Genomic DNA, 17054 nt, shown 5'->3' with positions numbered 1-17054 from the left:
GGGAGTCGGCATGTCACCCATGCTGCTGTACCTGCGCGCCATCATCCACCCTGGCCGCGACACCCTGCTGTTTGCCCTGCGCACCGTGCTCGCGGGGCTGCTGACGCTATACCTGGCGTTCCTGCTGGACCTCGACCAGCCCAAATGGGCGACCATGACGGTGGTCATCATCAGCACCCCGCTGGCCGGCATGACACTGCAGAAGAGCTTTGCCCAGGTGATCGGCACCAGCATCGGCGCCATGGTCGCCGTGGCCATCATGGCGCTGTTCCCCCAGGCACCGCTGCCCTTCATCGTCACCCTGGCGCTGTGGCTGGCGATCTGCACGGCCGGCGGCACCCTGATGCGCTTCACCTACTCCCACGCCTTCGTGCTCAGCGGCTTTACCGCCGTGATCGTCGCGCTGCTGGCCCAGCCCTCGCCCGAATCCACCTATACCCTGGCCATCACCCGGGTCACCGAGACCCTGCTGGGGGTGGCCTGCGTGACCCTGGTCAGCCTGTTCTTCGCGCGCCCGCAAAGCGTGGCGCGCGGCTACTTCGCCAAGGTCGACCAGCTGATCCGCCTGATCGCCATTCATGCCGCCACGGTGATCCGTGGCGAGGAACTGGAGGAGGACTTCCAGCAACGGCAGAAGCAATTGCTGGGCGAGATCGCCGCGCTGGAAATGCTCCGCCGCCACCTGTATTTCGACGCTCCGCGCCTGCGCGGCGCCGACGAACTGGTGCAGCAACTGGCCAACCAGTTGGTGCTGATGACCTCGCGGCTGGCCATCCTGCGGCGCCAGCGCAAGCTGATCGAGGCGCGCCTGAGCGGGCCGCTGCCGGAATCCGTGCGGCGCCTGCGCGAGGACGAACTGGCCTGCCTCGCCGAGCTGGCCGAGTTCGGTCGCGACCTGCCCAGTGCCACCCGCAAGCGCATCACCCAGCTGCGCCAGCGCTTCGACGCCGCCGCGCGGCAGGCCGAAGAACTCGCCGACGGCCTGCCCACCTCGCTGCGCTCCCTGGCCTGGGCGCTGCGCTTCGAACAGGCGCGGCTGATGCAGCAACTGGACGAGATGATCGAACTGAGCGAAGCGATCCAGGAAGGCCGCCCCGGCAGCAGTTCGTACCCGCAAAGCCAGGCCCATGCGCTGCACCTGGACTTCCACCTGGCCGCGATGAATGCCACTCGCGCCTTCGTCGCGCTGTGCTGTGCCGGCTGGATCTGGGTGGAAACTGCCTGGGACGGTGCCCGTGCCGGGATGATCCTGATCGGCATCCTCTGCTCCCTGCTCGCCACCTTCCCGCGCCCACTCATGGCCAGCCTGGCGTACATGCGCGGCCTGGCCATGGCGCTGCTGGCGGCGGCGTTGCTGCAGTTCCTGCTGCTGCCCAGCGTCGGCGACTTCGAGATGCTCGCACTGTTCCTCACCCCGCTGCTCTACGTGATCGCGGTCGGCCTGGCCAATCCGCAGACCGCCGGCATCGGTATCGGCCTGGGGCTGTCGACTTTCCTGCTGGTCGGCCCGCAGAACCAGGGCGCGTGGATCAACACCTCGCTGCAATGGTTCGAGTTCGCCGGTGGCTATGTCAGCGCCGGCGTGCTGGCCTTGCTGGTGTACGCCTGGGTGTTCCCCTTCGATGCCGATGCGCGGCTGCGCCGGCAATCCCGCCGGACCCGTGCCGAGGTGCGCTCGGTGCTGCTGTCGAAACCCAGCGAAGCGCGGCGCTTCCTGTTCGAAAGCCGGATGGTCGATCGCCTGGCGATCATGCTCGGGCTACTGCCGGCGGCGCGCGATGCGCAGTCCGGCGAGCGCTTCCAGTGCAGCCTGGCAAGCATGACCCTGGGCGTGGTGCTGCACCAGTTGCGCCGCGAAAGCCTCAACCCCGGCGGCCTGCCACAAGCCCTGCGCGCCCGCCTGTCGCTGCTGCTCGATGAGCTCGCCGCCTGCCTCGACCAGCCACCGGCCGCGCCGCTGCACCGCGTGCTGCCGGCAATGCGCGAGCTGGGCAACGAACTGGACGAGCTGCAAAGCCACGGCAACTACCCCAGCGGCGATGCCATGCGCCCGCTGTTCGTCAGCGGCGTGGCGCTGCTGGTGGCCGCCGACCTGCTGGAGCGCTTCCGCGATCTCTACGGCGAATCCACCGCCTTCCACGACGACCCAGGGGAAGCCGCGCTGCATGCCCGTTGATATCGAACTGGGCGGGGTCTACCTGCCGCCACTCGCCCAGGCCCTGCTGCTGGCGCTGCCGATCTTCCTGCTGCTGGACTGGAGCCTGCGCCGCCTCGGCGTGCTGCGCCTGGTCTGGCACGAGGCGCTGTTCGAAGGCGCGCTCTACGCCTGTATCTGCGCCGGCCTTATCCTGCTCATGGGAGCCCTGCACTGAATGGCCAGCCTGCGCAAAGCCCTGCCGACGCTGATCACCCTGGCCGTGGTGGCACTCGCCCTGGTGCTCGGCTACTTCGCCTGGACCTACTACACCCGCGCGCCCTGGACTCGCGATGCGCGCGTGCGCGCCGATGTGGTGACGGTCTCGGCGGACGTCACCGGGCGCATCGTCGAACTGCGGGTGAAGGACAACCAGCACGTCAGCAAGGGCGAACTGCTGCTGACCATCGACCCTGCGCGTTACGAACTGGCGGTGCTGCACGCCGACCGCGCGGTGGAAGTCGCCCGAGCCGCGCTCGGCCAGTCCCAGGCAGCCATCGCCGCCAATCAGGCGCTGCTGCGCCAGCGGCAGAGCGAGGAAGTCCGCCGCAAGGAGCTCAAGGCGCGCTCGGCGATCTCCAACGAAGAATGGGAAAAGGCCCAGACCGACGTCACCGTGGCCGAGGCGCAGCTATTGCGCGAACAGGCCAACCTGGGCCTGGCGCAGGCCAACGTGGCCCTGGCCGAAGCCGCGCAGAAACAGGCGCGCCTGGACCTCGAGCGGACCCAGGTGGTGGCACCGGTGAACGGCTATGTGACCAACCTGCTGACCCGCGCCGGCGACTATGCCAGTGCCGGGCACTCACTGGTGGCGCTGGTGGACAGCGATTCCTTCTATGTCGGCGGCTACTTCGAGGAAACCAAGTTGCCGCGTATCCGTGAAGGCGCTGCGGTGAACGTGCAACTGATGAGCGGCGAGCGCTTCGATGGCCGCGTCGAGAGTATCGCCTTCGCCATCACCGACCGCGAGAACGCCCCGGGCGCACGCCTGCTGGCCAATATCAACCCGAGCTACACCTGGGTGAAACTGGCCCAGCGCATCCCGGTACGCATCGCCATCGACCCGCAGTACAAGGGCCGTGACCGCCTGCGCGCCGGCACCACCGCCACCGTCAGCGTGGTCGAGAGCGCTCCCTAGTCCCCGCTATTCCGATGGGCTGGCGGAACTTTCATCACCGCCTGGTCATCAACTCATCGCGTGATTGTCACCCACCCGGTGCAGCATCGCGCAAAGCTTCCCGCATCCCGCGCGGACGCCTCCGCACGAGGATGCCCCTTGCCCCGCCTTCGCCTTCTGGCCGTCTCCCTGCTGACCTGCACCACCCTCGCCCTGGTGGCCTGGCGCGCGCTGCCTTCGCCACTGGAGGACGTACCGAGCAGCAGCCTGTTCGCCCACAACTGGGCCCGCGGCGGTGTGGTCCTGCTGGTGCGCCACATGGAGCGCTGCGACCGTTCCAGCGCGCAATGCCTGGGCGCCGCCGATGGCATCACCGCACGCGCCGCGGCCCTGGCGCAGAGCATGGGCGACAGCATCACCCGCCTGGGCCTCAGCGCCACCGACATCTACAGCAGCCCGGCCAACCGCACCGCACAGACCGCCGACCTGATGTTCGATCAGCCGATAGCGCGCCAGGACTGGCTGCTCACCTGCAAGGACGGCGACCTCGCCACGCAGATCCGCGAGCACAAGGCCGCGCACCGCAACCTGGTGCTGGTCACCCACAGCGAATGCTTCGACCTGCTGCGGGAAAACCTCAAGGTGCGCGAGACCGATACGCCGGAGTACGGCAGCGCCCTGGTACTGTTCGACGAGAGCGAGCCGAAGCTGCGCATCGCCGGCGAAGTCGAGACCGATGAGTGGCTGCAACTGCTGGGCTCGCACAACCCGAGCTGAGGCCGCTGCCAGAAAGCGCATTCTGTGCCATCTTCTTGCGATCGCTCCAAGGAGAGGCTCGATGCCCGCGCTGCTCACTAGCCACCCGCTGTTCACCGCTCCCGTGCTGCTGCTGATCGACCTGCTGCTCTGGCGGCTGGTCGGTTCGGCCCATCCGCATTGGCGCCTGGCCGTGCGGCTGGTCGGTTTCCTGCTGTTCAGCCTGCTGCTGTTCAATGCCGGGATGAATCCACTGCGCGCCGCGCCCTGGGCCGACGACCTGCCCAGCCACATGGTCGCCACCGCCGTGCAGATCATCTGGTGGCTGTTCGCCGCGCGCTGCCTGACGGTGGTGCTGGGCTTCCTGCTGGTGCAGCGCATCGGCCATGGCGGGCGGCTGCTGCAGGATGTGGTGGGCGCGCTGATCTTCCTCATCGCCATCATCGCTGCCGCCGGCTACGTGCTCGAGCTGCCGGTGAAGGGCCTGCTGGCCACTTCCGGAGTGGTCGCCATCGTCCTCGGCCTGGCGCTGCAGAGCACCCTGAGCGACGTGTTCTCCGGCATCGTGCTGAACACCACCAAGCCCTACCAGCTGGACGACTGGGTCTCCATCGACGGCGTCGAGGGCAAGGTCACCGAAATCGACTGGCGCTCCACCTACCTGCAGACCTCCCAGGGCACGCTGGCGGTGGTGCCCAACTCCCTCGCCGCCAAGGCCAAGGTGCTCAACCTGAGCCGCCCGGCGAATCTGTATGGGGTCAGCGTCAGCCTGACGGTCAGCCCGCACATCCGCCCGCGCAAGGTGATCGAGGCACTGGAACATGCCCTCGGCGGCTGCCGCGCCCTGCTGGCCAGTCCGCCACCGGCAGTCAGCGTGCGCAGCTCCGCACCGGATGGCGTGGAATACGAAATGAGTGGCTTCGTCGCCGCCATGGGCGAGAAGCGCGAAGTGCGCAACCAGCTGTTCGACCTCGCCTACCGCCACCTGCAGGCTGCCGGCATCAACCTGCTGGCCGAGGCCGACGCACCGATGCGCGAAAGCGCCTCGCGGGCGCGGGCCTTGCTGGTGCGCTCGGGGTTGTTCGACGCGCTGCGCGATGAGGAGCGCGACGAGCTGGCGCAGCGCATGCAGCGCCGGCCCTTCAAGCGCGGCGAAGTGCTGCTGGCGCCGGGGGATGTCAGCGACCGCCTGTTGATCATCGACTCGGGCGTGGTCAGCGTCACCCTGCCCCAGGACGCCCAGAGCATCGAAGCCGGACGCATGGGGCCGGGCGAAGTCTTCGGCGAGGCCGGCGTGCTCACCGGCTCCGGCTGGCAGGCGCAATTCACCGCCCTCAGCGACGGTGCGGCCTATTACCTCGACAAGGAAACCCTGGCGCCCTGCATGGAAGCGCGCCAGGAAATTGCCGAGGCCATGGGCCGCCTGCTGGACTTCCGCCAGAAGGCCAGCGCCGCGCTATTGGTGGAGCAACCCACGGTAGTGCAGCAACGCGGGCTGATGGCCTGGCTCAGGCAGCACGCCGGGCGCCGCTACAAGGCCTGACTCGATTGCAGATCAGGCGTTGCGGGGTCAGGCGCTGACTTCCTGCAGGCAGTCCAGCGGCACCCAGCCGGCCTCGCCGCCGGAACGCACGCACCAGAGCCAGCCACCCAGCTCGCGGCCGCCTTCGAGCCGCTCGCCCACCTCGACGTCGAGTTCACGGGCGGTGTAGTCCTCCATCGCCACCGCGGCACCCGGCGCGGTCATGTTGAACACCTGCGCCGGCACCCAGCCCTCACGCTGCCCGGGCGTGGAGCAGAAATACCAGTCCTCCCAGCCCTGGCTGCCTTCGTAGCGCTCGCCGACGAACAACGGCGCGCCCTTGGCGAAGGTGATGGGCGTGGGGTACTCGCTGCGGTGACGCTGAATCACTTCGTAGTGCATGGCGATCTCCCGATTCCCTGGACCGATCCATGCTACTCCTCACAGCGCATCGTGGAAGATCAGCCCGAGGGTGAAGCGCTCGCCGGTATGCAGGCGGCTGACGCCATGGCGCAGGCTGACCCGGTGATAACCGCGCGCGCCGCGTACCGGCCGCTGGGCCACAGCGAACAGCACGGCGTCGCCCTGCTGCAGCGGCACCACGGACGCCCGCGATTGCATGCGCGGGCGCTGCTCGGTGAGGACCAACTCGCCGCCTTCGAACTCCCCGCTCGGACGGGACAGCAGGATGGCCACCTGCAGCGGGAACGCCAGTTCCCCGTAAAGGTCCTGGTGCAGGCAGTTGTAGTCACCGGCGCGGTAGCGCAGCAACAAGGGAGTCGGCCGCCGCTGCCCGGCGGCATGGCATTGAGCGAGGTAGTCGGCATGCTCCGGTGGGTAATGGATGCCGGTACCCATGCGTTCGTGCCAGGAGTTGGCGATGGCGCGCAGTGGCGGATAGAAGGCTTCGCGCAGCGACTGCAACAGCGCCGGCAAGGGATAGGCGAAGTAGCGGTACTCGCCCAGGCCGAAGTTATGCCGGGCCATCACCACGCGGCTGCGAAACGGCGCGTCCTGCTCATAGAGCGCGCGGAGCATTTCGCACTGTGCGCGGTCCAGCAGGCCGGGGATCAGCGCGTGCCCATCGGCGTCGAGCCGGGCGGTGAGCGTCGACCAGTCGAGGCTGGCCAGTTGCTCGGTGAGGCTACTACGGTTGGGCATGTCGGCGGTCCGTGAAGGCAATGCCTCAGTCTAGGGCCGCGCCTGAATGCACCGCGCTCCGAGGCCGACTTTCAAATTGCCTGCGCAGGAGGCGGTCAATCCGGGCGCCTTTGCATCCGTATTGGTGTAGCAGCGGACTCCGTCCGCGATGGGCTGGCCGTACTCCCGGGTGACCGGCGCGGCGATGAATCGTTCGCGGACAGAGTCCGCTCCTACGGCGCATTGCCGCTGTAGAATCAGATATCTCGTCCTGACCGATCACCGCCATGAACACCGAAGACCCGATCCTGCGCGACATCAGCCGCGTCACCTTGCAGCACTACCAGGAGCGCGCCGAAGCGTTTCGCGAAGGCACCTGGGACCACGATGTCAGCCAGAACATCGCCGCGCTGTTGCGGCATATCCGCGGCGAAGCGCCCTTTGCCGTGCTCGACTTCGGCTGCGGGCCGGGGCGCGACCTGTGTGCGCTGAAAGGTATGGGGCATGCGCCGGTCGGCCTGGACGGCTGCGCCGACTTTGTCGCCATGGCGCGCGCGGCGAGCGGTTGTGAAGTCTGGCAGCAGGACTTCCTCGCCCTCGACCTGCCTGCCGAACGCTTCGACGGCATCTATGCCAATGCCAGCCTGTTCCACATCCCGCGCAGCGAACTGCCGCGTGTATTGCGCCAGTTGCATGGGACGCTGAAACCCGCTGGTGTGCTGTTCAGCTCCAACCCGCGCGGGGAAAACCAGGAAGGCTGGAACGGCGGCCGCTACGGCTCCTACCACGACCTGGAGAACTGGACGCGGCTGCTGGAAGACGCAGGCTTTGGCGAGCTCGAACACTACTACCGCCCCGCCGGCCTGCCGCGGGAGCAGCAGCCCTGGCTGGCGAGCGTGTGGCGGCGGATCTAGCCGCCTGAGCCTGGCCGCCCCTGCCGGGGTGCGGTCGCCTGCCGGGTTGAACCCGGCATCGCTGAAAGCCTAGAATCACGCGGCCCACTTCCGGGCATCAGCTGATCCGTTGAGACAGGTTTCATGTTGGAGATAGCAGTAATCCGATAACCCTCCTGCGCCTTGCCACAAGGCGGGACGGTTATCGACGCGCATAAACGCTGGCGGACACGACGTCGTGTCTGCGGTTTCTACGCACCTACTGCCTACAGGTTTCCACCGTGAACATTTCCAGACCGGAACAACGGACCCTGCACGTCCTCGCCAAGGGCGGCCATATTTCCTTCCAGCGCGACGACTCCGGGCGCGTCATCTTCGTCGAGTGCTATACCCGCGACGGGCATGTACTGGCTGACTGCACCCTGGCTGTCTTCAGGAAGCTCAAGAACAAGCGGCTGATCGTCTCGCGCGGCGGCCTGCCCTATCGCATCAACGCCACCGGACTGGGCGCCGTGCGCCCGCAACTGGATAACCGCTGACTGCCAGCCGGGCTGCCTGGCGGCCCGGCTGCACAAAAAGGAATTGCAACATGCCTACAGATATCCGCAACGAACGGCCCGAAGACGCGGCCGGCATCCGCCAGGTGACCGCGGCAGCCTTCGCCGTGGCCGAACACAGCGACGGTCGCGAGAGCGACATCGTCGATGCCTTGCGCGAAGCCGGGGCGCTGAGCATTTCGCTGGTCGCCCAGCGCAACGGCGAAGTGCTCGGCCATGTGGCCTTCTCGCCGATCACCCTGGATGGCGCGGACCTTGGCTGGTATGGCCTCGGCCCGGTTTCCGTGCGTCCGGACCTGCACGCCCAGGGCATCGGCAGCGCACTGATCCGTGCCGGCCTGGAACAGTTGAAGGCTCTGGGAGCCCAAGGCTGCGTAGTGCTCGGCGACCCGCGTTACTACCAGCGCTTCGGCTTTGCCGTGGACCCGTCGATACGCTACCAGGGGGTACCGCCGGAATTCTTCATGGCGCTGCCTTTGGGCGGCTCCGCGGCCAGCGGCCAGGTCGCCTACCACCCGGCCTTTTCCGCGTCCTGAAAGCGCAAACGGCAACGCATGGAGGGAATCCGCATGAGCCCCGTAATTCGTCGCGCCAACGTCGCCGACATCGACACGCTTTTCGACATCCGCACCAGCGTGCGGGAGAACCACCTCAGCCGCGAACAACTGACCGAGCTGGGCATCACACCGGCCGCACTGGTCGAGGCGATCGAAGCCGCGCCGTGCGCCTGGATCAGCGAAATCGACGGTATCGCCGCTGGCTTCGCCATGGTGGACAACGCGGCGGGCGAACTCTTCGCCCTGTTCGTGCGCCCGCAATACGAGGGCCTGGGCATCGGCCGCCTGTTGCTGGCGGCCGCCGAGGAGCAGTTGTTCCGCGAGCACGCGAGCATCTGGCTGGTGACCGATGGTGGCGAGGGAATTCGTGCCAACGCCTTCTACCGCCGCCATGGCTGGCAGTTCGCCGAACGCGTGGATGAGCGGGATGTGCGTTATGAGAAAAGGCGCTCGGCGTAGCAGGCCGCAACGCCAGGGAAATCCAGCGCGGACGCCGTCCGCGCTGGATTCCGTTCAGGCCGCGGCACGGCTCAGAGCAGCGACTTGCCCTGGCTGAGGACCTTGTCGCAGACCTGCCTGGTCACCTTCTCCTTGATGCCGCTGCCGGACAGGTCGAGGCTCTTGCCGTCGCTGCCGGTGAGGATGCCCTTGGCGCCGTCCTTGTAGCCGCTGTCGCTGGTGGTGGTGTTGCCGGGCAGCTTGCCCAGCAGCTTGTCCTTCACCTGGGTCGCGGCGTCGGCATTCAGGTAGTTGTTCTTCGCGCAGTACTCCAGCAGGCCGGCGACGTTGCTACTGCTGCTGGAGGACACCGACGAGAGGTTGCCGAGACCACCAAGGCTGCCGGCGACGTCGCCGAGGGACGCGGCCTGGGCCAGCGACCAGGGCAACAGGGCGGCGGCGAGAACGGTAGGAATCAGTGTGCGGGCATTCATGACGATCTCCTGGTTGCGTTCGATGCGTTGCGGGGCGCCACTGCGAGTGTAGACATCAGCGGCCGCGTATCGCCCGGTAGACCAGCGCCCCCACGCTGCCACCGACCAGCGGAGCCAGCCAGAACGCCCAGAGCTGCTGCAGCGCCCAGGGCGCCGCGTAGACCGCCACCGCCAGGCTGCGCGCCGGGTTCACCGAGGTATTGCTGACCGGAATGCTGATCAGGTGGATCAGCGCCAGGGTCAGGCCGATCGCCAGCGGCGCGAAGCCGGCCGGGGCATCGCGGTCGGTGGCGCCCATGATCACGAAGAGAAACACGGCGCTCATGATCGATTCGCAGAGCAGTACCGCGCCCAGGCTGTAGCCTCCGGGCGAGTGCTCACTGTAGCCGTTGGCGGCGAAACCGCCAGCCGCGTCGAAGCCCGCCGCGCCGCTGGCGATCAGGTAGAGCACAGCGCCAGCCAGCAGGCCGCCGGCGACCTGGGCGAGGACGTAGGGCAGCACATCGGCCGCCGGGAAGCGGCCACCGAACATCAGGCCCAGGCTCACCGCCGGGTTGAGGTGGCAGCCGGAGATCGGGCCGATGGCATAGGCCATGGTGACGACGCTCAGACCGAACGCCAGGGCTACGCCGAGCAGGCCGATGCCGTGTGCGCCGAAGTTGGCGGCGAGCACAGCGCTGCCGCAACCGCCGAGTACCAGCCAGAAGGTGCCGATGAATTCGGCGGCAAGTTTCCTGTACATGATTGTCTCCGTGGAACCGGGTACCGGTTCCCTTGGCAATAACGGGGGATGGGCCACGCGGGAGGGTGCCAGCACCCTCCCCGTCGCCGGGCTACCAGAGGTAGCGGTAGCCGAGGGTCACGGCCCAGGGCTGCTCGAGGTGGTCGCCCTTGGCGTAGTCCAGCTCCAGCGATACCTTCTGCTGGCGGCTGAGCTGCAATGCCGCGCCGGCCCCCAGCTCACCGCGCGAGCCGGGCAGTTCGTTGTTGAGCTTCTCGCCGTTGACCCGTACGTGGGTGTTGCCCGCCAGCTCATCGATGTAGGACGCGGTGGCGTAGGTCTGCAGGCGCATATCGCGATCCAGCTGGATTTCCTTGCCGCCACGCAGGCCGATCCGCCCCTGCAGGGAATCGCTATCACTGGCGCGCACCTTGAGGCCATCGCTGCTGGTGTAGCGTGGCCCTTCGAAGTGGCTGGCACTGAGCTGCACCTGGGGCTCGACGAACCATTGGTCCTGCAGGTCGATGCGCTTGCCTCCCTCGACGCTGACGCCATAGGCGTTGGCCTTGTAGTCACCCTTCACCGGCTGACCGAGGTTGGTCGGCACCTTCACGTCGCCGTCCATGCGGTTGTACTTGATGACGTTGTCCAGGTACCAGCCATCGTCGCGCAGGTAGGTGGCATAGACGCCGACACTGGTGCTGTCGATATGCCCGCGGCTGTTCTCGGTAAAGCGGATGCGCGACTCGCTGGCACCGACCATGGCCCCCAGGTAGAGCCGCGCGCCGTCGAGCTGGACAGCCTTGTCGGCGCCGATCTCGATGCCGTCGAGGTTCTGTTCAAACGCGCGACCGTAGTTTTCCCCCATGTGCATGCGCTTGCCGAGGCCCCGCACCCAGACACCGCCCTGGTCCTGGCCGAGGCGCAGCTCGCCAAGGCGTTGCACCAGGGTCCCGAGTTCCGCGTAGTACAGGTTCGCCGCAGCACTCTGCATGCCCAGGGCGACGTTGGAGCCCTTGGAGATGATGTCGGGCTGGCTGGTACTGCCATCGCCCGGGGAACCGGGGTTGCCACCGTCGCTGCCGCCCTGGTCGCCGCCGGGGTTACCGCCGTCGGAGCCACCAGGGTTGTCACCGTCGGAGCCGCCTTGATTGCCGCCTTCATCGCCCCCCGAGCCGCCGTCGCCCGGATCGGGTGTGGTCGTCCCGGGGTCGCCGCCGTCACCGGTCCCCGTGGAGGGCTGGTCGGGGTCCTCCGGATCGGTCGGGTCGCCCGGGTCGACCACATTCTTGCCGCTGGCGACCAGGTACCAGTCGTTGCCCTGCTGTTCGAGGGTGTAGCGATAGGCACCGGCGTCCACGTGCTCGCCGTAGAGGCTGAAAGCGCCCGGGCTGCCCTGCGTGCCGACTACCCGAAGCTGATCGCCACCGGCCTCCTTGCCACTGTCGGCGACGACCAGCGTGTGATCGCCATAGGCCTGCCCGCCGACCAGGATCAGGTCGGTCTGCAGGCTGGACAGGTCGGTGTTCATGTCGAAAGTACCGGCGCCGGTGAGGTCGCCGGTCATGGACAGCGTGTGATATCCGTTGGCGCCAAAGGAAACCCGCGAACCGTCCAGGTCCAGGCGGCTCAGGCTGGAGTCGCCGTTCAGCTGCCAGTGGGCGTTGTGCAGCGTCATGTCCAGCACTCCCTGGGCCCCGTCCTGCAGGCGGGTATCGCCGTGCAGGTCGCTGCCCTCACTGGTCAGTTGCAGCGAACCGTTGCCGGCGACATCCGCCAGCAGGCCGGCGTCGCCGACATCCAGGCTGGAATCGCTCAGGCTGGATTGCAGCCTGGCGCCGGCGGCAATGGCGTATCCCACGCCATTGCCGGCCTGCAGTTGGCTGCCCGTGGCGTTGAAGCTGCCCGAGCTGCCCGTCTGCGCCGTCACCACTGCCGCATCGCTGGTGACGCGGCTGGCACTCAGCTGCAGGTGAGCGTCGCCGCCGCCTTGCTGTGCACCCGCGCTGAAAAGGATCGCCGAACCGCTGCGCGAGTCGATCTGGCTGTTGCTGGCGGTGATCGTCCCGCCATTGTCCAGATGCACTCCCGCCCCGTCGCTGCCAGTGCTGGACAGTTGGCTGGCATCCACCCTGATGCTGCCGGACGCTGCAGCGTGCACGGCTGCCGAGCCGACTCCGCTGCTTTCCAGGCGGCTGCCGGTGATATCGATGCTGCCACCCTCGGCCGTCCAGGCACCATCGGCATTGGCGCCATGGGTTTGCACCTGGCTGCCCTGGGTGAGTTCGATATGGGTGCCCTGGCGGGTGTAGAGCCCGTGGCTGCCCTCGCCTTCGGTCACGATCCGGCTGTGCTGCACCTTCGCCGAGCCGCTGGCGTTGTTGACCATCACGCCGATGCTGGCCGCACCGTGGGTAGTGATGCTGGAGTCGGCCAGCGTGTTGTCCGCGCCATTGCTGGACACATGCACGCCATGGCTACCCTGCCCGGAGGTCTCGAGGGTAGCGCCGCTGACCTGCAGCGAAGCGCCGTTGCTGGCCTGGATGGCGGTGCTGTCGTCACCGACAGTGGTCACCTGCGAACTGTCCAGTAGCAGCGTACCGTTGTTGTCCAGCAGCACGCCGGCGCTGTGCTCGCCCTGGGTGGCCAGTGTGCTGCCACTGATCTGCGCGCCGCCGTTGTTGTGCGCGCGGACGGCGGCGGAGTTGTCGCCATCGGTAGTCACGCTGCCATCGACCAGCTCGACCTGGCCGCCACTCTGGGCATCCAGCCCCGGATCATTGTCGCCGTGGCTACGAATCTGCGATTCGACGATGTGCACCTTGCCGCCATTGGTCTGCAGGCCGAAGCTGCCGGCGCTGTCGACCTCGACGTGGTCGATCTCGTCCTGCTTGCCGCTCCACAGGTTGAACAGCAGGCCACCGCCGCTACCGGTGTTGTGGACCCAGCCGCCGTCCATGGTGAATTCCATGTCGTTGACGGTGATCGCCGACTGGTTGGCCTGCACATCGACGTGCGCATCGTCCAGTTCGCTGGTGTTGTTGTCCCACGGGGAAAACGACTGCGGGGTATCGAAATCCTCGGCCAGCGACGGCAGGGCCGTCAGCGAAGTGATGATCACAGCCAGCAGTGTGGGAAGGAATGGCGGCGCGTGTCGGCCCACCAAAGAAATCGTCCGGGTATTCATCTGGTTGCCCTCCAGAGTCCATGTCTGGCCGGCTTCGGAGCCGGTCTCCGGGGGCAATTCTTCTCGGCACAAGGCTGCCTGAAGATGGGAAAGCATTTAGCGTTAAGTAGGAAACTTCCTACACAAATCCTGCAGGACTACGCGAAATGGCCTAGCGTTGATCGAGTATCCGACTGAGGAGTTGTCATGGGGCAGGTGCTGATCGCTGATGGACATCCGGTCACCCGCCATGCCGTGCGCGTGTTGCTGGAAAGTGAAGGCCACCGCATCGCCGGCGAGGCGGAGGATGGCGTGGATGCCCTGCGCCTGGGCCTGGAGCAGCCCGCCGACCTGCTGATCCTGGATATCGACCTGTCGCGCCTCAACGGCCTGGACGTGATGGCCCGGCTCAGGGCGCGTGGCGTCAACCTGCCGGTGCTGGCTTTCAGTGCACAGGACTCGGAGCACATCGTCGGGCGCTTCCTGCAGAGCGGCGCATCCGGCTTTGTCAGCAAGCACGACGACCTGCGCGAGCTGAGCCTGGCGGTCAGCATGCTGCTGCGCGGGCGCAGCTACTTCCCCATGCACCTGCTGGGCACGGTCAACCTCCAGGAAGTGCGCAGTGGCGAACACGAGCGGGTTGCCAGCTTGTCCAACCGCGAGCTGTCGGTGCTGTATTTCCTCGCCAGCGGGCGCAACAACCACCAGATCGCCCACGAGCTGACCCTCAGCGAAAAGACCGTCAGCACCTATCGCACTCGCCTGCAGCACAAGCTCAACCTGCACAGCCTGGCCGAGCTGATCGATTTCGCCCGGCGCAACGCGCTGGTCGCCGCGCCCCAGGCGGCCCCCGTCCCGGCCGCACCGGCCAGCGACGAGCTGGTGATGCTGCGCAGCCTGGTCGACAGCCTGCCCGACGCGCTCTACGTGCGCGATACCAGCGGCCGCCTGGTGCACGCCAACCGGGCCTTCCTGCACCTGTATGAGGTGGAGCTGGGCGATGTGCTGGGCACTCGCGCCATGGACGTGGACTGGTATGCACCGGCCCAGGCCGAGCTGCTGCATCAGTATTTCCTGCAGGCGGTTGCCGCCGAACAGGCCTTCGCCCGCGACATCGAGCTGCGCATCCACGGCCAGCGCCGCGTGCTCCACCACTGGGGCAAACCCTACCGCGACGCTGCGGGCCGGCTGCTCGGGATGATCTGCGGCAGCGCCGACATCACCGGCCGCCAGGACCGTCTGCGCGCCATCGAAGCGGACAGGTTGCAGGCGCAGTTGAGCAACCAGCAGAAACTCAACTTCCTGCTGCGCGCGAGCAATGAATTCAGCCTGCCCCTGGGCGCCATGCACGGCCTGCTGGAAATGGTCCTGCAGCGCGCCAGCCTGGCCCCTGCCGACCGCGAGGCGCTGGAGTGGATCGACGGCACCAGCCGCAACCTGCTCAAGCTCACCGCCGACCTGCGCCAGAGCGCCCGGCTGGAGAACGGCGAGGAACAGGCGCAGGCGCTGCCACTCAGGCTGGACCAGCTGCTTCGCGAGGCCATCGAGTCCGCCGCGTCGGCGCTCCAGGCCAGGAAGCTGGCCGTGGACCTGCAGATCGCCGCCGAGCTGGGCCAGACGCTGCTGGGCGATCCGCAGCTACTGCGGAAAATCCTCGACTACCTGCTGGCGTATCTGATCCGTGAAAACTCCGCCGGCACCCTGCGCATCAGCCTGCACGGGCAGCTCGAGGCGTCGTTGCTGGCGATCCGTCTCAACGCCGCCCCGTTGCTCGGCAACAGCCCTGACCCGTTGACAGTCTATTCGCTGGAGGAACTGGCCGCCGATGCTGCACGGCAGATGCTCCAGGACGCGCCCGTCGGGCTGATCGTCGCCCGGCGCCTGGTCGATCTGCTGCACGGCGAACTGGTCCTTGCCAGCCCACCGGGCGAAGGCACCACGGTGAGCCTGCACCTGTCCCTGCCGCTGGCCCGGCCATTGTCTGCATCGATGCCCCGCGCTAGCGATCCGCCCTTGTAGGATGGCGTGGAGCGCAGCGATACCCATCAGCCTCCTTGCTGGCAGCGTGGGTATCGCTGCGCTCCACCCACCCTACGAGTCTGGCGCTCCCCATCGCGCCGACCTGTTCGTTGCAGGAGCGAGCTTGCTCGCGAACAGGAGCCACGCATAGCGCCGGTGCCGTGCGGTTCGCGAGCAAGCTCGCTCCTACAGATGGCCGATCAGGCGGCGGGAGCTCTCTCACGACGCCCGAGATAGCGGGCTCAGTAGCCCACAGACTTCAGCACCTCGTCCACGCCCTGGCTTGGCGGGCGGCCAAGGAAGCGCAGCAACTGGTCGGTGCGGTTGGTGAAGAAGCCGTCCACCCCCGCCTTGCTCAACTTGTCGAAGTCCACGGCGTCATCGACGGTGTAGGCATGCACGAACAGGCCGCGCTCATGGGCCGCCTGGTTCATCCACGGTTGCACCAGGTCCATGTAGCTCTGGTCGCCACGGGCGCTCAAGGTTGCCGAAGGGCCACTGCCCAGCGCGCCGTGGGCCTTGGCCCAGTCGAGCCAGGCAAAGAGTTCCTCCCTGGACTTCACTTCCTGCCCGGCATAGAAGTCCGCCTTGATCTTCTCGCCGGACTGCGCAAAGGACGTCGCTTTCTTCGCTGCCATATAGCCATCGCCGACCCACAGCAGCAGGACCTTGGGCACTTTCGGCAGGCTCTTGTGCAACAGCTCCAGGCTGCTCTTCTCGAAGGTCTGCAGCACAATCCGGCCCTGAGGCTCGCCGTCGGCGTTCAGCCAGCCACGATTTTCCAGGACCTTGCGCAGGTCTTCCTCGATACCGGGAAACTGCCCCGGGGCCTTGGTCTCCAGGTAGAGACCGGGCGTTTCACCACCGCCTTCGGCAATGTCGATCAGCTCATCGAGGGTGAGGATGCGCACACCCGCGTACTTGGAGCGGGCGCGCTCGGGATAGGTGGCATTGAACCAGCTGCCGGCATCCAGGCGCTTGAGCTCCGCCAGGGTGAACTGGCTCACCGGTGCCTTTTCGCGGCCGGGGAAGACCTTGGCGACATCGGTGGTCCGCTCCAGGGTGTCATCGTGCACGGCCACCAGCACACCATCCTTGGTGCGCTGCAGGTCCGCTTCCAGGTAGTCCGCGCCCAGGTCACGGGCAGCGAGATAGGCCGGCGCGGTTTCCTCCGGGGCATCGTGGGAAGCACCGCGGTGGGCGATCACCGTCGGCCAGGGAACGCCGGCGGCCTCGCTCAGAGCGCGGCCAGGCGACTCCTCGGCGCTGGCGGCAAGGCTGGCGCAAGCCAGGGTGAAACTGCCCAGTACAGCGATGATGCGGCGGCGCATAGGCGAAACCCCTTCGGTCGATAACGGCTAAGCGGACCAGTCTGGCGCGTGAGCGTGACGCTCGTGCATCCAGGCGCGAAGTAAAGCGGCAACAGCACAGGAACATGGCCTCCCCTGAGAGCAGCTCCTGCAAGAACGGAAACCTGGAG

At 67.2% G+C, this 17054-nt stretch carries 16 protein-coding genes; 10 read left to right on the top strand and 6 right to left on the bottom strand.

Annotated features, from left to right (window positions below; all coding sequences use genetic code 11):
- The first annotated feature begins 10 nt into the window (after positions 1-10).
- The 5 genes from L6D89_RS14360 (at position 11) to L6D89_RS14340 (ending at position 5610) form a co-directional block, all read left to right on the top strand.
- Complete coding sequence (locus L6D89_RS14360) at positions 11-2176, top strand: FUSC family protein (RefSeq protein WP_236200195.1); 2166 nt, start codon at positions 11-13, stop codon at positions 2174-2176.
- Positions 2166-2372, top strand: a complete 207-nt coding sequence (locus L6D89_RS14355; RefSeq protein ID WP_045207441.1) for a DUF1656 domain-containing protein — start codon at positions 2166-2168, stop codon at positions 2370-2372. The genes L6D89_RS14360 and L6D89_RS14355 overlap by 11 nt, the downstream gene beginning before the upstream one ends.
- Entirely contained in the window at positions 2373-3332 is a 960-nt protein-coding gene (locus L6D89_RS14350; RefSeq protein WP_236200194.1) for an HlyD family secretion protein, read from the top strand.
- A 138-nt stretch (positions 3333-3470) separates the two neighbouring features.
- A complete protein-coding gene (gene pmrG / locus L6D89_RS14345; protein WP_236173416.1) occupies positions 3471-4088 on the top strand; it encodes a lipopolysaccharide core heptose(II)-phosphate phosphatase PmrG in 618 nt (205 codons plus the stop codon).
- A gap of 61 nt (positions 4089-4149) precedes the next feature.
- Entirely contained in the window at positions 4150-5610 is a 1461-nt protein-coding gene (locus L6D89_RS14340) for a mechanosensitive ion channel domain-containing protein (RefSeq protein ID WP_236200193.1), read from the top strand.
- Positions 5611-5637: 27 nt separating this feature from the next.
- Here L6D89_RS14340 and L6D89_RS14335 read toward each other — a convergent pair whose 3' ends face one another.
- Together L6D89_RS14335 and L6D89_RS14330 are read right to left on the bottom strand one after the other, a co-directional pair.
- Complete coding sequence (locus L6D89_RS14335; RefSeq protein WP_236200192.1) at positions 5638-5991, bottom strand: SH3 domain-containing protein; 354 nt, start codon at positions 5989-5991, stop codon at positions 5638-5640.
- 39 nt (positions 5992-6030) lie between these two features.
- Complete coding sequence (locus L6D89_RS14330) at positions 6031-6750, bottom strand: 2OG-Fe(II) oxygenase (RefSeq protein ID WP_236200191.1); 720 nt, start codon at positions 6748-6750, stop codon at positions 6031-6033.
- 266 nt (positions 6751-7016) lie between these two features.
- Here L6D89_RS14330 and L6D89_RS14325 point away from each other — a divergent pair, with 266 nt between their 5' ends.
- The 4 genes from L6D89_RS14325 to L6D89_RS14310 all read left to right on the top strand — a co-directional run bounded on the left by L6D89_RS14325 (position 7017) and on the right by L6D89_RS14310 (position 9195).
- A complete protein-coding gene (locus L6D89_RS14325) occupies positions 7017-7643 on the top strand; it encodes a class I SAM-dependent methyltransferase (protein ID WP_236200190.1) in 627 nt (208 codons plus the stop codon).
- A 260-nt stretch (positions 7644-7903) separates the two neighbouring features.
- On the top strand, positions 7904-8161 hold the full coding sequence (locus L6D89_RS14320; protein ID WP_236173421.1) for a YjhX family toxin: 258 nt from the start codon (positions 7904-7906) through the stop codon (positions 8159-8161).
- Between the two features lie 50 nt (positions 8162-8211).
- The gene (locus L6D89_RS14315) at positions 8212-8715 is read left to right on the top strand and encodes a GNAT family N-acetyltransferase (RefSeq protein WP_236173422.1); all 504 of its coding nucleotides are present in this window, start codon (positions 8212-8214) and stop codon (positions 8713-8715) included.
- Positions 8716-8748: 33 nt separating this feature from the next.
- Complete coding sequence (locus L6D89_RS14310) at positions 8749-9195, top strand: GNAT family N-acetyltransferase (RefSeq protein WP_236200189.1); 447 nt, start codon at positions 8749-8751, stop codon at positions 9193-9195.
- Between the two features lie 71 nt (positions 9196-9266).
- On the opposite strand, the gene L6D89_RS14305 is transcribed toward L6D89_RS14310, so the two are convergent.
- The 3 genes from L6D89_RS14305 to L6D89_RS14295 all read right to left on the bottom strand — a co-directional run bounded on the left by L6D89_RS14305 (position 9267) and on the right by L6D89_RS14295 (position 13576).
- On the bottom strand, positions 9267-9668 hold the full coding sequence (locus tag L6D89_RS14305) for a YjjA family protein (RefSeq protein ID WP_236200188.1): 402 nt from the start codon (positions 9666-9668) through the stop codon (positions 9267-9269).
- A gap of 55 nt (positions 9669-9723) precedes the next feature.
- The gene (gene aqpZ / locus L6D89_RS14300; protein WP_236200187.1) at positions 9724-10410 is read right to left on the bottom strand and encodes an aquaporin Z; all 687 of its coding nucleotides are present in this window, start codon (positions 10408-10410) and stop codon (positions 9724-9726) included.
- Positions 10411-10501: 91 nt separating this feature from the next.
- Entirely contained in the window at positions 10502-13576 is a 3075-nt protein-coding gene (locus tag L6D89_RS14295; protein ID WP_236200186.1) for an autotransporter family protein, read from the bottom strand.
- A 186-nt stretch (positions 13577-13762) separates the two neighbouring features.
- Here L6D89_RS14295 and L6D89_RS14290 point away from each other — a divergent pair, with 186 nt between their 5' ends.
- Positions 13763-15574: a response regulator gene (locus tag L6D89_RS14290; protein ID WP_236200185.1), complete on the top strand. Its 1812-nt coding sequence runs from the start codon at positions 13763-13765 to the stop codon at positions 15572-15574.
- A 242-nt stretch (positions 15575-15816) separates the two neighbouring features.
- Here L6D89_RS14290 and L6D89_RS14285 read toward each other — a convergent pair whose 3' ends face one another.
- Positions 15817-16905: a glycerophosphodiester phosphodiesterase gene (locus L6D89_RS14285; RefSeq protein WP_236200184.1), complete on the bottom strand. Its 1089-nt coding sequence runs from the start codon at positions 16903-16905 to the stop codon at positions 15817-15819.
- Positions 16906-17054: the final 149 nt, after the last annotated feature.

The sequence above is a fragment of the Pseudomonas pseudonitroreducens genome, from assembly GCF_021603645.1.
Classification (GTDB): domain Bacteria; phylum Pseudomonadota; class Gammaproteobacteria; order Pseudomonadales; family Pseudomonadaceae; genus Pseudomonas; species Pseudomonas pseudonitroreducens.
Note: the sequence above shows the minus strand (reverse complement) of the source record. Positions and strands in the feature narration are given on the sequence as shown.